The following is a 16,294-nucleotide window of genomic DNA, read 5'->3' as shown; positions in this document are numbered from 1 at the left end:
GACGCCGGCGGCGGGTGCGTTCTGGGTAGAGGCGTTCATCGTCTGCTCCGTCACTCTCGCGCTACAGGTCGGACTGGCCGTTGAGCGCGGCCCGGACCAGGTCTGCCACTGCCATCGAGTCGATGGACTCGTCCGATGTGTCGTTCTCCGCCGGGGTGTTCGCGCCCCGGCCCGCCAGCTGGAGCAGGGGTTCCAGCACTCCGATGTCCCGCAGCTGCGCCAGTGGCACCGAGGCCAGCAGGGCCCGGATCTCCGCCTCTTCACCGTCGGTCCCGGTCTCGCCCTCGGGCATGAGCTGCCCGAGTACGTGCTCGGCGAGGGAGGTGGGTGTCGGGTGGTCGAAGACGAGGGTCGCGGAGAGGCTGAGGCCGGTGGCGCTGTTCAGCTGGTTGCGCAGTTCCACGGCTCCCAGCGAGTCGACCCCGAGGTCCCGGAAGGACCGTTCGGCGCCGACCGCGTCGGTGTCCGGGTAGCTGAGGACCTGCGCGGCCTGGGTGCGGACCAGGTCCACCACGGATTCGAGCCGCCGGTTCGCCGACATCGCCGCGAGCCGGTACCGCAGGCCACCTTCCGCCGCGGTGTCCGCGGGCGCCGCGGTGGCGGCGACCATGCGGTCGTATCCGGGGAGTTCGCGCAGCAGCGGACTCGGCCGTGCCGTGCCGAGAGCGGCGACGAAGCGGTCAAGTGAGACCTCCGCGACCACTGCGGTCGGCTCGGGCTCCATGACCAGCCGGAGCATGGTCTCGCAGGCCAGTTCGGGGTCCATGGCCCCGACCCCGGCGCGGTCGGCGGCCTCCTCGGCCGCAGTTCCCTCTGCCATTCCGCCACCGCCCCAGGCTCCCCAGGCGACCGCGGTCGCCGGGAGGTCCTGTGCCCTGCGCTGTTCGGCGAGTGCGTCCAGGACCGAGTTGGCCGCCGCGTAGTTGCCCTGGCCGAGGTTGCCCACGGCCGCCGAGGCGGAGGAAAAGAGCACGAACGCCGTGAGGTCCGCTCCACGGGTGAGCTCGTCCAGCAGGACGGCCGAGGTGACCTTCGACCGGAACACGGTTTCGAACCGCTCAGGGGTGAGCCGGTCGAGGACACCGTCGTCCAGGGCCCCGGCCGCGTGGACCACTCCGGTGAGCGGGTGCTCCGCCGGGATGTCCGCGAGTACCGCGGACAGCTGGTCCCGGTCCGCGACATCGCAGGCGGCGATGGTGACCGAGGTGCCGAGCCCGTCCAGTTCCTCCCGCAGGCGTTCGGCCGCCGGTGCGTCGGGACCGCTGCGGCTGAGCAGCAGCAGGTGCTGGGCACCGTCCTTGGCGAGCCGCCGGGCGACGTGCCCGCCGAGGGCGCCGGTGCCACCGGTGATCAGCACGGTGCCGTCCGGGGCCCAGGTGCGCGCGGGCCGCTTCCCCGGTGCCCGTACGAGGCGCCTGGCGAGGACCGCCGAGGTGCGTACCGCGATCTGGTCCTCCCCGTCGAGACCCGCCAGTGCTCCGGCGAGACCCGCGGCGGTCCGCTCGTCGAGTGCTGCGGGCAGGTCGATCAGACCGCCCCAGCGCTCCGGGTACTCGAGCGCGGCGACCCTGCCGAGCCCCCACACGCCGGCTTGCAGCGGGTGGTGGACCGTGTCCGCCCGGTTGACCGAGACGGCTTCCCGCGTGACGCACCACAGAGGTGCGCCGATCTTCGCGTCACCGAGTGCCTGGAGAAGTACCGCGGTGAGGGCGATGCCCTCGGGCACGCTGCCCAGGGCGGTCTCCCTCAGCGCGAGGAGTGAGAGGACCCCGGTGAGGCGGGGGCCGTCCTCGGCCAGGGTGCGCAGTTCGGTGGCGAATGCGGCCCGGTCGGGTCCTGCCACGGCGAGGCGTACGACGTCGGTGCCCAGGGCGTCGAGTACGGCGGACACCCAGGGGTCCTCGGCCTGTTCGGCGGGTACCACGGCCAGCCAGGTGCCCGTGAGGGCCTTCCGGTTGGCGGTGGCTCCGCCGGCCAGGGCCTTCCAGATGACGCGGTGGCGCCAGTCCTCCATGACCGACTCGTCGTTCTGCTGCCTGCGCCAGTCCATCAGGGCGGGCAGCACCTTCGACAAGGCGTCCGACTCGACGTCGAGAGTGGACTCCAGTGAGTCGAAGTCCTCCTGTTGCACCGCGTCCCAGAAGGCACGGTCACTCGTCGCCGTCTCCTGGGGGACGACGGCCGGGGTGACGCCGGGCATGGCGTCCGGCCAGAACCGTCCCCGTTGGAAGGCGTACGTGGGCAGATCGAGCCACTGGGCTCCGGTGCCCGCGAAGAACTGCGGCCAGTCCACGCGCACGCCGTGGACGTGGAGCCGGCCGAGCGCGGAGACGAGGGTGGTCTCCTCGCCGCGGTCCTTGCGCAGGACCGGGACCGTGAAGGCGCCCTCGCGCGCGCTCTCCTGGGCCATGGCGGACAGTACGCCGTCCGGGCCGAGCTCCAGGAACGTGGTCACCCCGCGCTCGGCGAGCGCCCGGACACCGTCGGCGAAGCGGACCGCCTCACGGACGTGACGCACCCAGTAGTCGGGCGTGCACAGTTCCTCGGCGGCGGCCGGTGCGCCGGTCAGGTTGGAGACGACCGCGATGCGCGGTGCCTTGTAGGAGAGGCTTTCGGCGACCGAGCGGAACGCGTCGAGCATCGGCTCCATGAGCGGCGAGTGGAAGGCGTGGGAGACACGGAGCCGCGTCGTCCTGCGTCCTCGCTCCGCCAGTCGGGCCGCGACGTCGAGCACAGCCTGCTCAGCGCCGGAGATCACCACCGAGGACGGCCCGTTCACCGCGGCGACCGACACCTCGCCGGACAGCAGCGGCAGCACCTCGTCCTCCGTCGCCTGGACGGCGGCCATCGCACCGCCGGGCGGCAGGTCCTGCATCAGCGAGGCGCGTGCGCTCACCAGCCGGGCGGCGTCCTCCAGCGAGAACACGCCCGCCACATGGGCGGCGGCGATCTCACCGATCGAGTGACCGGCCACGAAGTCGGGCTTCACGCCCCACGACTCGACCAGCCGGAACAGCGCCACCTCGACCGCGAACAGGGCGGGCTGGGTGAACCCCGTCTCGTTCAGCGCCTCGGCGTCGTCGCCCCACATCACCTCACGGAGCGAACGACCCGATTCCGCGTCCAGCAGGTCCAGCACGGAGTCCAGCGTCCGGGCGAACACCGGGAAGCGTCCGTACAGTTCGCGACCCATGCCCACTCGTTGTGAGCCCTGGCCGGAGAAGAGGAAGGCCCGCTTGCCCGCGCGCTCCACATGGTGTTCGGCCAGGGCGGCGTCGGTGCCGCCCGCGGCCAGGGCGGCGAGCGCGTCGGTCAGTGCGCCGTGGTCGGTGGCCGTGACAGCGGCCCGGTGGTCGAAGACCGTGCGGGTCGTGGCCAGCGAGTACGCCAGGTCCGTCAGGGAGGTGTCCGTCCCCGCGGTGAGCCGGGTGAGCAGGCGGCGGGCCTGCTCGCGCAGCGCGTTCGCGGACTTGCCGGACAGCAGGACCGGCAGCGCGGACGGCCGGTGGGCCGGATCGTCGGGTGCGGCGGCCGCCGGCTCGGCGGTCGGTGCCTCCTCCAGGATGACGTGGGCGTTCGTACCGCTGGCTCCGAACGAGGAGACGCCCGAGCGGCGCGCGCGGCCCGATGCGGGCCAGGCGACGGGCTCGGTGAGCAGCCGGACGTGTCCGGCGGTCCAGTCGACCTGTGAGGTAGGCGTCTCGGCGTACAGCGACCTCGGCAGGGTGCCGTGGCGCATGGCCATCACCATCTTGATCACACCCGCGACACCGGAGGCGGCCTGGGTGTGCCCGATGTTGCTCTTCAGCGAACCGAGCAGCACCGGGCGCTCGGGGTCGCGGTCCTGGCCGTAGGTGGCAAGCAGGGCCTGGGCCTCGATGGGGTCGCCCAGCTTCGTGCCCGTGCCGTGGGCCTCGATGGCGTCCACGTCGGTCGTCCGCAGACCGGAGTTGGCGAGGGCCTGCCGGATCACCCGCTGCTGCGCGGGCCCGCTGGGCGCCGTCAGCCCGTTGGAGGCACCGTCCTGGTTGATGGCCGAACCACGCAGGACCGCGAGGATGTGGTGGCCGTTGCGCCGGGCGTCGGAGAGGCGCTCGACGACGAGCATGCCCACGCCCTCGGACCAGCCGGTGCCGTCGGCGCCCTCCGAGAACGCCTTGCAGCGGCCGTCGGTGGAGAGTGCGCCCTGGGCACTGAATTCGACGAAGCCCGCCGGGGTGGCCATGACGGTCACACCGCCCGCCAGCGCGATCGAGCACTCGCCGGAGCGCAGTGCCTGGGCCGCCAGGTGCAGCGCGACCAGGGAGGAGGAGCACGCGGTGTCGACGGAGACGGTGGGTCCCTGCAGGCCGAAGGAGTAGGCGATCCGGCCGGAGAGGAGACTCGCCGACTGGGCGGTCTCCCACTGGCCGGCCTCGGCCGGTGGCCGGTAGTCACCGCTGCCGCCGCCCACGTAGACGCCGGTGGTGCTTCCCTTGAGGGTCGCGGCGTCGATGCCCGCCCGCTCCAGCGCCTCCCACGCCGCTTCGAGCACGATGCGCTGCTGCGGGTCCATCACGATGGCCTCGCGCGGCGAGATGCCGAACACGGCGGGGTCGAAGTCGGCGGCGTCGTAGAGGAATCCGCCGTTCCCGGTGGTGCTGCGGCCGCGGCCGCCCTCCGGCGGCCCGCCGAGCAGGGTGTCGAGGTCCCAGCCGCGGTCGGTGGGGAACTCTCCCACGGCGTCGGTCTCGTCCAGGACGAGCTGCCAGAGGTCCTCGGGGGATCCGACGCCGCCCGGGTAGCGGCACGCCATGCCGACGATGACGACGGGGTCGTCACCGGCCGACGCGGTGGCGACGAGCGGGGCCGTCGCGTCGGGAAGTTCGCCGAGCAGCAGATTCCGCAGGTGGCGGGCGAGTTCGGCCGGGGTGGGGTGGTCGAAGACCAGGGTGGCCGGCAGGGTGACGCCGGTGGCGGCGGTCAGCTGGTTACGCAGGTCGACGGCGGTCAGCGAGTCGAAGCCGAGGTCGCGGAAGGGCAGATCGGATTCGACGACGTCGGTGCCGGTGTGCCCCAGGACCGCGGCGGCCTCTGCCGTGACCAGGGCGAGCAGTGCCTCGTCGCGTTCACCGTCGGGCAGCGCGGTCAGCCGCTGCCGGTAGACGTCGGCCGCGGACCGCTCGTCCTCCCGGTCCTGGTCGGAGGTGTCGAGGGCCCTGCGGGCCTCCGGCAGACCGTCCAGGAGCGCGGTGCGGCGGGCTTCGGCCAGGGTGGGCGCGAAGGTCTCCCACCGCACGTCGGCGATGGTGACCGCGGCCTCGCCGTCGGCGACCGCCCTGCCGAGCGCGCCGAGTGCCGTGTCGGTGTCCAGGACGGGCAGGCCGTTCATCCGCAGGTGCGCGGCCGTGGAGTCGTCGGCCAGGTCGGCCCAGGCACCCCAGGAGACGGCGAGGGCGGTGGCTCCCCGGTCGCGGCGCTGCCGGGCCAGGGCGTCGAGGTACGCGCCGAGTGCGGCGGGTACCTGCTGGCCCCGGACACCCCAGGAGGCGGCGATCGTGCCGCACAGGACGAAGGCGTCGAGCGGCCGGTCCGCCAGTACGGCGTCGAGCTGGACGGCTCCGGCGAGCGCGGCGGTGAGGCCCGCGCTTCCGGTGCCGATGCCGTCGGCCTCGTCCTGCGCGTGGATCACCGCGGTCAGCGGCGCGTCATCGGGGATGGCGGCCAGGAGCGCGGTCAGCGCGGTGTGGTCGGACACGTCGCACACGGCCAGGGTCACCTGGGCACCGAGCTCTCGCAGTTCGGCTTCGAGCGCGGCGGCCCCGTCGAGGTCCGATGCGTGCCGGGCCGTCAGTACGAGGTGCTGGGCGCCCTCACGGGCCAGCCGACGGGCGGTCAGACCGCCCATGGCGCCCGTGCCACCGGTGACGAGCACCGTGCCGGTGGGCCGCCAGACATCGCCGGCCGGGTTGGCCGCGGTGGCGGTCGTACGGACCAGCCTGCGGCCGAGGGAACCGGTGGCCCGGATCGCGATCTGGTCCTCGCCGTCCTGGCGTCCGCCGCCGGCCAGAGCCGCGGCGAAGGCCGTGCCCGTGGGTTCGTCGACCGTCTCGGGGAGGTCGATCAGCCCGCCCCAGCGTCGGGGGTGCTCCAGTGCCATGACCCGGCCCTGTCCCCAGACGGCTGCCTGTCCGGCGCTCAGCAGCGGTTCGTCGGGGGCGGTGGAGACGGCTCCCCGTGTGGCGCACCACAGCGGTGCGTCGATGCCTGCATCGGCGAGCGCCGCGAGCAGCGCCTCGGGCCAGGCGTGGTCCGGCGGCAGGCCGGTGGCGTCCGCGGTGGTGGCCAGCAGCGACACGACTCCGGTGAATCCTGCCGCGTCCCGGTCCGCACACGCCGTGCCCAGCGGGCCCAGCAGGTCGGCGGTCACGGGTACGCGTACGACGTCGTCACCGAGCGCCTCGGCTGCGGCGGTCGCCCACGGGGGTGTGTCGCCGGCCGGCAGGAGTACCAGCCAGGAGCCCTGGTTCCGCGCAACCGGCGCGGGCAGCGGACTCCAGGTCTCGTGGTAGCGCCAGGCAGCGCCCGCGGACTGCTCCCCGCGGCGGCGGCGCCAGGCGGACAGGGCAGGCACCATCGCGGTGACGGTGTCACCGTCCAGGCCCAGCGAGGAGGCCAGTGCCCCGACGTCCTCGTGCTCGACGGCGGACCAGAAGGCGGTGTCCGCCGGGTCGGGGGTTGTGGTGGCGGTGCGGGCAGCGGGCTCCGGCCAGTAACGCTCGCGCTGGAAGGCGTACGTCGGCAGTTCGACGCGGTTGGCGCCCAGTCCCCCGAAGAACGCGGACCAGTCCGGTCCCGCGCCATGGACGTGCAGGGCGGCGAGCGCGGTGACGACGGCCACTTCCTCGTCCTGGTCCTTGCGCAGGAACGGAACGACAGCGGGTGCGGGCTCGGCACCTTCCAGGCTCTGCTGCGCCAGGGCCGACAGCACCCCGTCGGGGCCGAGTTCGACGAAGGTCGCGACTCCGGCGTCCCGCAGGGTGCGTATCCCGTCGGCGAACCGTACGGCTTCGCGTACGTGGCGCACCCAGTAGGCCGGGGAGCACAGTTCGGCGGCCTCGGCTAGGCGGCCGGTGAGGTTGGAGACCACCGGGATGCGGGGCTCCTCGTAGGCGATGCCCTCGGCGACGCGGGCGAAGTCCGCGAGCATCGGGTCCATCAGCGGCGAGTGGAAGGCGTGCGAGACCCTCAGCCGCGCGGTGCGGCGGCCGTCGGAGGCGAACAGTTCGGCGAGCTCCAGCACCGCCTCCTCGGCTCCCGCGACGAGCAGCGAGCGGGGGCCGTTGACCGCGGCGATCGACACCTCGGTGTCCAGCAGCGGCGCCACCTCGTCCTCGGTGGCCTGGAGCGCCACCATCGCGCCGCCCTGCGGGAGCGCCTGCATCAGGGTGGCGCGGGCCGCGACCAGCCTGCAGGCGTCCGCCAGGGAGAACACTCCGGCCACATGGGCGGCGGTGATCTCACCGATGGAATGCCCGGCGACGAAGTCCGGTGTGAGGCCCCACGATTCGGCGAGCCGGAAGAGCGCCACCTCGACCGCGAAGAGCGCGGGCTGGGTCCAGCCGGTCTCGTCGAGCAGCTCGGACTCGAAGGTGCCGGGGAGGGCGAAGAGCACTTCCTTGAGCGGGAAGTCGAGTTCCGTGTCCAGTTGGGCGAGGACGGCGTCCAGCGCCTCGGCGAACACGGGGAAGCGGTCGTACAGCTCGCGGCCCATGGCCCCGCGCTGGCTCCCCTGGCCGGAGAAGAGGAACGCGGACTTGCCGGGGGCGCGGCCCGCGGTGCCGCGGGCGCTCTCCCGTACACCGTCCGCTCCGGCCAGCAGCACCGCACGGTGCGGGAAGAGCGAGCGGTCCCCGGCGAGCGAACGGCCGATGTCGAGCGGGGACAGGTCGGTGCGCAGTGCGGCGAAGGAGGTGAGCCGGTCGATCTGTGCCTGGAGCGCCTGGCGGCTCCTGCCGGAGACGGTCCACGGCACGAGGGCGGGTGTGGGGCGCTCGGTGGTCTCCTCCTGCGTCGCCTGCTCGACGGCCGGTGCCTGCTCGACGATGACGTGTGCGTTGGTGCCGCTCACTCCGAACGCCGAGACTCCGGCGCGGCGCGGGCGGCCGGTCTCGGGCCACGCGGTCGGCTCGGTCAGCAGCTGTACCGCGCCCGCGCTCCAGTCCACGTGTGCCGAGGGGGTGCCGATGTGCAGGGACTCGGGCAGTACGCCGTGCCGCATCGCCATCAGCATCTTGATGACGCCCGCGACACCCGCGGCGGCCTGGGTGTGACCGATGTTGGACTTGACCGTGCCGAGCAGCAGCGGCCGTTCGCGGTCCTGCCCGTAGGTGCTGAGCAGAGCGGTGGCCTCGATCGGGTCGCCGAGGGTGGTGCCGGTGCCGTGGGCCTCGACGGCGTCGATGTCGGCGGTGGTCAGTCCGGCGTCGGCGAGTGCCTGCCGGATCACCCGTTGCTGCGAGGGGCCGTTGGGGGCGGTCAGTCCGTTGGACGCGCCGTCCTGGTTGACGGCGGTCGAGCGGATGATGCCGCGGACCTCGTGTCCGTTGCGCACGGCGTCGGAGAGCCGTTCGAGTACGAGGATGCCGACGCCCTCGGACCAGGCGGTGCCGTCCGCGCTGTCGGAGAACGGCTTGCAGCGGCCGTCCGGGGCCAGTCCGCCCTGGATGGAGAACTCCACGAAGGAGTCGGGGCTCGACATCACGGAGACGCCGCCGGCGATCACCAGGGAGCACTCACCGGCGCTCAGGGCCTTGCCCGCCCAGTCCATCGCGACCAGCGAGGAGGAGCAGGCGGTGTCGACGGTGACGGCCGGGCCCTCCAGCCCGAGTGCGTAGGAGAGCCGGCCGGACATGACGCTGGCCGTGTTGCCGGTGGCCACGTAGCCCTGGACGTCGGAGAGGGACCGGCGCAGCAGGGTGGGGTAGTCCTGCCCGTTGGTGCCGACGAAGACGCCGGTGGTGGAGCCGCGCAGGGCAGTGGGGTCGATCCCGGCGCGTTCCAGCGCCTCCCAGGTGGCCTCCAGCAGCAGGCGCTGCTGCGGGTCCATGGCCAGTGCCTCGCGCGGTGAGATGCCGAAGAACCGGGCGTCGAAGTCGGCCACTCCGGTGAGGAATCCCCCTTCGAGGGTGTCCGACGCACCGGCGCCGAGCGCCTCGATGTCCCAGCCGCGGTCGTCCGGGAACCGGGTGATGCCGTCGCGGCCCTCTTCGAGCAGCTGCCACAGCTCCTCGGGCGAGGAGACCCCGCCGGGGAAGCGGCAGCTCATGCCGACGACGGCGATCGGGTCGTCGTCGAGGAGGCGGCCGGTGCCCGCCGGCGCGGCGGCGGCCGGTTCGGGCAGCGAACCGAGCAGTTCGCCGAGCAGGAAGTCCGCCATGTCGCGCGGGGTCGGCCGGTCGTAGACGAGGGACACGGGGAGGCCGAGCCCGGTGACGGCGACCAGCGCGTTGCGCAGTTCGAGCGTGGTCAGCGAGTCGAAGCCCAGGTCCCGGAAGGCCCGGTCCTCCTCGATCGCACCGGCGTCGCTGTGTCCGAGCACGGCTGCCACCTGGGTGCGCAGCAGGTCGAGCACGTAGGCGCCGCGATCGGCGTCGGGGAGTGCCGCGAGCCGCTGCCGCAGCTCGGACTCGCCGCCGGCAGCGGCGGCGGGGCCTGCGGACCGCTGCTGCCGGACCTCGGGCAGGTCGTCGATGAGCGGCAGCGGGCGAGCGGTGGCGAAGGCGGGCACGAAGCGGGCCCAGTCGATGTCGGCGAGCGCGAGGACGGTGTCGTCCTGTTCGATCCCGCGCAGCAGGGCCCGTACGGCGGGCTCGGGTGCGAGGGGCTCGAAGCCGCCGCGTCGTACCCGGGTCTCGATCTCGGCCGCGTCGGCAACCATGCCGGCACCGGACCAGGGGCCCCAGGCGACGGAGAGCGCGGTCCGGCCGTTCGCCCGCCGGTATTCGGCGAGGGCGTCCAGCCAGGCGTTGGCCGCCGCGTAGTTGCCCTGGCCCGCCGCGCCGAAGACGCCTGCGGTGGACGAGAAGAGGACGAAGGCGGACAGCGGCAGATGGGCGGTCAGTTCGTGCAGGTGCCGCGCGGCGGCGACCTTGGGGTCGAAGACGGACCGGAGGCTGTCGGTGGTCAGCGTGTCGACCACACCGTCGTCGACGACCCCCGCCGTGTGGATGACGGCGTTGAGCGGGACGTCGTCGGGGACGGAGTCGAGCAGCTCGGCGAGCGCGGCGCGGTCGGCGACGTCGCAGGCAGCGAGGGAGACGCGGGCGCCGAGCCCGGTCAGTTCGCTCCGCAGCTCGTCGGCGCCGGGGGCGTTCTCGCCACGCCTGCTGACGAGCAGCAGGTGCTCCGCCCCGGCGCGGGCGAGGCCGCGGGCCACGTGTCGGCCGAGGCCGCCGGTGCCACCGGTGATCAGGGTGGTGCCGGAAGGCTCGAACGGCCTGGCGGTCGACCGGTCGGCGGGGCTGGGGGCGAGCCGGCGCACGAAGACGCCGGAGGCGCGCACAGCGGCCTCCGTCTCGCCCGACGCCGCGGTGAGCACCCCGCGCAGCCTGCGCGCGGCATACGTGTCGAGCTGGTCCGGCAGGTCGACGCAGCCGCCCCAGCGTCCGGGCTGTTCGAGGGCGATGACGCGTCCGAGACCCCATACGGCGGCCTGGTCGAGGCCGACGACGGGCTCGGAACGGCCCACCGAGACCGCACCGCGGGTGACGGCCCATACCGGTGCGTCGATCCCGGCGTCGCCGAGCGCCTGTACGGCGACGGTGGTCAGGAGGAGGCAGTCCGGCACTCCGGTGCGGGTTGCGCTCTCGTGGTCGGCGAGGCCGAGCAGCGACAGCACGCCGTCGAACTCTCCGTGTTCACCGCGGAGTCCGGCGAGCCGTTCGGCCAGGACGGTGCGGTCAGGACCGGTCACCTCGCAGGTCACGGTCTGCGTGGCGAGGGCGGCCACCACATCGGCGGACCACTGGGCGTCCTCCCCGGGAGCCGGCGCGAGTACGAGCCAGCGGCCACCGACCGTGCGGGGCGCGGTGGACCCGGCCTGCGGCTTCCAGGTCACCCGGTAGCGCCAGGCGTCCACCGCGGACTCCTCGTCGCGGCGGCGGCGCCATGCGGACAGGGCCGGCACCATCGCGGTGACGGTCGCGTCGTCGAGGCCCAGCGACGCGGTCAGCGCGCCGACGTCGTCGCGTTCCACCGCCGACCAGAACTCGGAGTCCGCCGCGTTCGGGGCCGCGACGGCGGCGGCGGCGGGCTCGGGCCAGTAGCGCTCGCGCTGGAAGGCGTAGGTGGGCAGCGCGATCCGGCGGGCGCCGGAGCCCGCGAAGTACTCGTTCCAGTCGATGTCCACGCCCTGCGCGTACGCCCCGGCGAGGGCGGTTGTGAGCGTGCGCTCCTCGGGGCGTCCCGCGCGCAGCAGCGGGAGCAGGACGGTTCGGGGCTCGTCGGTCAGGCTCTCCCGGGCCATGCCGCTGAGTACGCCGTCGGGACCCAGCTCGATGAACGTGCGGACTCCGGCCTGGGCCGACAGCCAGTTGATCCCGTCGGCGAAGCGGACGGCCCGGCGTACGTGCTGGACCCAGTACTCCGGTGTGCACACCAGGTCCTCGGTGGCGAGCGAACCTGTGACGCAGGAGACGAGCGGGATCACCGGGGGGTGGTAGTCGACGTTGCCCGCGACGCGGGCGAAGTCGTCGAGCATGCCGTCCATGAGCGGTGAGTGGAAGGCGTGGCTCACGTTGAGCCGCTTGGTCTTGCGGCCCAGGGCGGCGATCGCGGAGGCGATGTCGACGACGGTGTCCTCGACGCCCGCGACGACGACCGACCTGGGGCCGTTGACGGCGGCGATGGACACCGCGTCCTCGTGTCCCTCGATGAGCGGCAGGACCTCGTCCTCGGCCGCCTCCAGGGAGAACATCGCGCCGCCCTCGGGCAGCGCCTGCATCAGCCGGCCGCGTGCCGCCACCAGGGCACAGGCGTCCTCCAGGGAGAAGACGCCCGCCACGTGTGCGGCGGCGAGCTCTCCGACGGAGTGGCCTGCCAGGTGGTCGGGGGTGACGCCCCAGGAAGCGAGGAGCCGGAACAGGGCCACCTCGACGGCGAACAGGGCGGGCTGGGCGTAGCCGGTGCGGTCGAGCAGGTCCGCCTCAGGCGATCCCTCGGCCGCGAAGAGGATCTCGCGCAGCGGCCGGTCAAGCTCTCCGTCCATCCGGGCGAGTACGGCGTCGAGCGCGTCGGCGAAGACCGGGAACCGCTCGTACAGTTCGCGACCCGTGCCCGGTCGCTGGCTCCCCTGTCCGGTGAACAGGAACGCGGTTCGGCCGCGGCCCGTGGAGCCCTGGACCACGCCCGGACCGGGAAGTCCGTCACGCAGCGCCAGCAGTCCGCGCAGCAGTTCGTCGCGCTCTCCCGCCGCCACGGCGGCACGGTGTTCGAGGCCGGCCCTGGAGGTGGCCAGTGAGTAGGCGAGGTTCGCGAGGGCGATGTCCGGGTGCTCCTCGACGAGGTCGAGCAGTCGCCCGGCCTGGGCGCGCAGCGCGGAGTCGCTCCGGCCGGAGACCACCAGGGGGACGATGCCGTCGCGGGGCACCGCCGTTGCGGCGGGCTCCTCGGCCGGAGCCTCTTCGAGGATGGTGTGCACGTTGGTGCCGCTGAGTCCGAACGAGGAGATGGCACCGCGGCGCGGCCTGCCGGTGTCGGGCCAGTCGGTCCGCTCGGTCAGCAGGTCGATGGCGCCGGATGACCAGTCCACGTGCGAGGAGGGTGCGTCGATGTGGAGGGTCTTCGGGACCACACCTTCCCGGAGTGCGTGCACCATCTTGATCACGCTGGCGACGCCGGATGCCATCTGGGTGTGGCCGATGTTGCTCTTCACCGAGCCCAGGAGCAGGGGGCGTTCGGTGTCCCTGTCCTGTCCGTACGTGGTGAGCAGGGCCTGCGCCTCGATGGGGTCGCCCAGCGCGGTGCCGGTGCCGTGGCCCTCGATGACGTCGACCTCGCGTGCCTCGACTCCGGCGTTGGCCAGTGCCTGGCGGATGACGCGCTGCTGCGAGGGGCCGTTGGGGGCGGTCAGTCCGTTGGACGCCCCGTCCTGGTTGACGGCCGAGCCGCGTACGACGGCGAGCACGGTGTGACCGTTGCGGCGGGCGTCGGAGAGCCGTTCCAGCAGGACGAGCCCGACACCCTCGGCGAGGGTCATGCCGTCGGCGCCTTCGGCGTAGGCCTTGCAGCGGCCGTCGGCGGCCAGTGCGCGCTGCCGGCTGAATCCGACGAAGGCGCTCGGGGTGGACATGATGCTGACGCCGCCGGCGAGGGCGAGGGAGCTCTCGCCGTCGCGCAGGGACTGGCAGGCCAGGTGCAGGGCGACCAGTGACGAGGAGCAGGCGGTGTCGAGGGTGACGGCCGGTCCCTCGAAACCGAAGAGGTAGTTGACCCGCCCGGACAGCACGCTGGAGAGCGTGCCGGTGATCATGTGCCCCTCGGAGCCCTCGGAGGAGTTGGCCACGACACTGGAGGCGTAGTCCTGATAGCTGGCTCCGATGAAGGTGCCGGTACGGCTGGACCGCTGGGAGACGATGTCGATCCCGGCGTGCTCGAAGGCTTCCCAGGCCGTCTCCAGCAGCAGTCGCTGCTGCGGGTCCATGGACAGCGCCTCACGGGGTGAGATCCCGAAGAAGCCCGGGTCGAAGTCGGCGACGTCCTGGAGGAATCCGCCCTGCACCGAGTACGTCTTGCCGGGCCGGTCCGGATCGGCGTCGTAGAGCCCGTCGGCGTCCCAGCCCCGGTCCGCGGGGAAGGGGGAGACGGCGTCGGTGCCGTCGAGGGCGAGCTTCCACAGCTCCTCGGGCGAGGCGACCCCGCCGGGGTAGCGGCAGCCCATGCCGACGATGACGATCGGGTCGTCGCCGGTGGCGGCCGTGGTGGCGACGGTGGGTGCCCCGGTGCTCTGTGCCCCGGCGATCTCGGCGCGCAGGAAGGTGGCGAGGGCTGCCGGGCTCGGGTGGTCGAAGACCATCGTCGTGGGAAGCGTCAGTCCGGTGACCGAGGCGAGACGGTTGCGCAGGGCGACGGCGGTGAGCGAGTCGAAGCCGACGTCGCGGAAGGCCCGTTGCTCCGGCAGCGCCTCGGGATCCGTCAGCCCGAGCACGGCCATCGCCTCGGTCCGGACGACCTCCAGTACCGTGCGTTCCTGCTCGGCGGTGGTCAGAGCGCGCAGCCGTGCGGTGAACTCGCCCTCCACCACGGTGCCCGCGGCCTGTTCGGCGGCCTCGGTGAGGGCGCGGACCTCGGGGATCTCGGCGAAGAGGTTCGTGGGACGGCTCGACGTGAAGACGGGGTGGTACGTCTCCCAGTCGACGTCGGCCACCGCGACGGCGGTCTCGTCGTCGTCCAGGGCCCGCTTCAGGCCCGTCAGGGCGAGCTGCGGCTCCATGAACTCCAGACCGCTGCGGCGGATCATCCCCGGGTCCACGCGTCCGGCCTTGATGTCGTCGGCCCAGATGCCCCAGGAGAGGGACGTGGCGCGGAGGCCGCGGGCGCGACGGTGGGCCGCGAGTGCGGCGAGGTAGGCGTTGCCCGCCACGTAGGCGGCGTGTGCTCCACTCCCCCACATGCCGGCCGTGGACGAGTAGAGGATCAGATCGTCGAGCTCGTCGTCGTCGAGGAGTTCGTCCAGGATCCGGGCGCCGGTGACCTTGGCGTCCAGGACGCGGGCGAAGTCGTCCATGGTGGTCTCGGCGAGCGGGTACAGCTCGATGAGCGCGGCGGTGTGGACGACGGTGCGTACCGTGCGTCCTTCTTCCTTGAGCGCCGCCAGGAGTGCGGCGACGGCGTCGCGGTCGGTGACGTCGCAGGCGACGGCGGCGGCCTCGGTGCCGGACTCGGTGAGTTCGGCGACGAGTTCGGCGGCGCCGGGGGCGTCCATGCCCCGACGGCTCAGCAGCACGAGGTGCTCGGCGCCCTGAGCGGCCAGCCAGCGGGCCAGGTGGGGGGCGAGCGTTCCGGAGCCGCCGGTGATGAGGGTGGTGCCGCGTGGCGTCCAGTCGCGGGCCGGGTGCTGTTCGTCGGCGGAGGCGCGCACGATGCGACGGGTGAAGACGCCGGAGGCGCGCAGGGCGAGCTGGTCCTCGTCGCCCAGGGCTCCCGAAAGGGCCGAGGCGAGCCTGCCCGCCGCCCGCTGGTCGAGCGTCTGCGGCAGGTCGATGACCCCGCCCCAGCGCTGCGGGTGTTCCAGCGCGGTGGTCCAGCCGACGCCCGTCACCAGGGCCTGGGCGGGGGACGTGACGTCGTCGGAGCGGCCGGTGGAGACCGCGCCCCGGGTGAGGAACCACAGCGGGGCGTCGATTCCGGCGTCGCCGAGAGCCTGGACCAGGGACACGCTGAGTGCGAGGCCCAGGGGCATGACGGGGGCGCGCTCGTCGGGCTCCTCGGCCCCGGCGAGTACGGAGACGATGCCGGTGACCTCGCCCACGCCTGCCAGTCGCCCGGCGAGGACCGCGCGGTCGGTGCAGGAGGCGTCCAGGACGATCCGGACGACCTCAGCGCCCTGTCCGCCCAGTGCGCCGGCCACTTCGTCGGTTCCGGGGCCGTCCTGGCTGTCGCTGTCGGCGCAGATCAGCAACCAGGTCCCGGTGAGGGTGTGTTGCGGGATCGTGCCGAGCGGGTTCCAGGACACCCGGTAGCGCCAGGAGTCGACGGTGGAGCGCTCCTTGCGGCTCCTGCGCCAGGAGGAGAGGGCGGGCAGGACGGCGGCCACGGTGCTCTCGTCCGTGCCCAGGGCGGACGTCAGCGCGGAGATGTCCTCCTGCTCCACGGCGGCCCAGAACGCGGTGTCGGCAGGGTCGGTGGAGACCGTGGGGACGGCGACGGGCGGGACGGCCCACAGCTGCTCGTGCTGGAAGGCGTACGTCGGCAGATCCACCTGCCGGGCACCGGTGCCCGCGAAGTGACCGGCCCAGTCGACGTCGACTCCGCGCACGAAGGCCTCGGCGGCGGAGAGCAGGAAGCGCGCCACGCCACCCTGGTCCCGGCGCAGCGTGCCGGTGGCGACGCCCGGTTCGGCGGTCCGGTCGATCATGTCCTGGACCGGCATGGTCAGCACCGGGTGCGAGCTGACCTCGATGAACGCCCGATGCCCCTGACGCAACAACTCCTCGACCGCGTCAGCGAACCGCACACGCTGCCGAAGACTCCGATACCAGTAACCGGCATCCATCCCACGGGTATCCAACCAGTCACCCGTCACCGTCGAGAAGAA

1 protein-coding gene is annotated in these 16,294 nt (G+C 73.2%); it reads right to left on the bottom strand.

Going from position 1 to position 16,294, the window contains the following annotated elements; genetic code table 11:
• Positions 1 to 61 precede the first annotated feature (61 nt).
• On the bottom strand, positions 62 to 16,294 hold a 16,233-nt coding region (locus ACFVJX_RS29330), incomplete at its 5' end, for a type I polyketide synthase (RefSeq protein WP_385746150.1).

Origin of the sequence: Streptomyces sp. NPDC127177 (genome assembly GCF_042672475.1) — a bacterium.
GTDB lineage: Bacteria > Actinomycetota > Actinomycetes > Streptomycetales > Streptomycetaceae > Streptomyces.
Note: the sequence above shows the minus strand (reverse complement) of the source record. Positions and strands in the feature narration are given on the sequence as shown.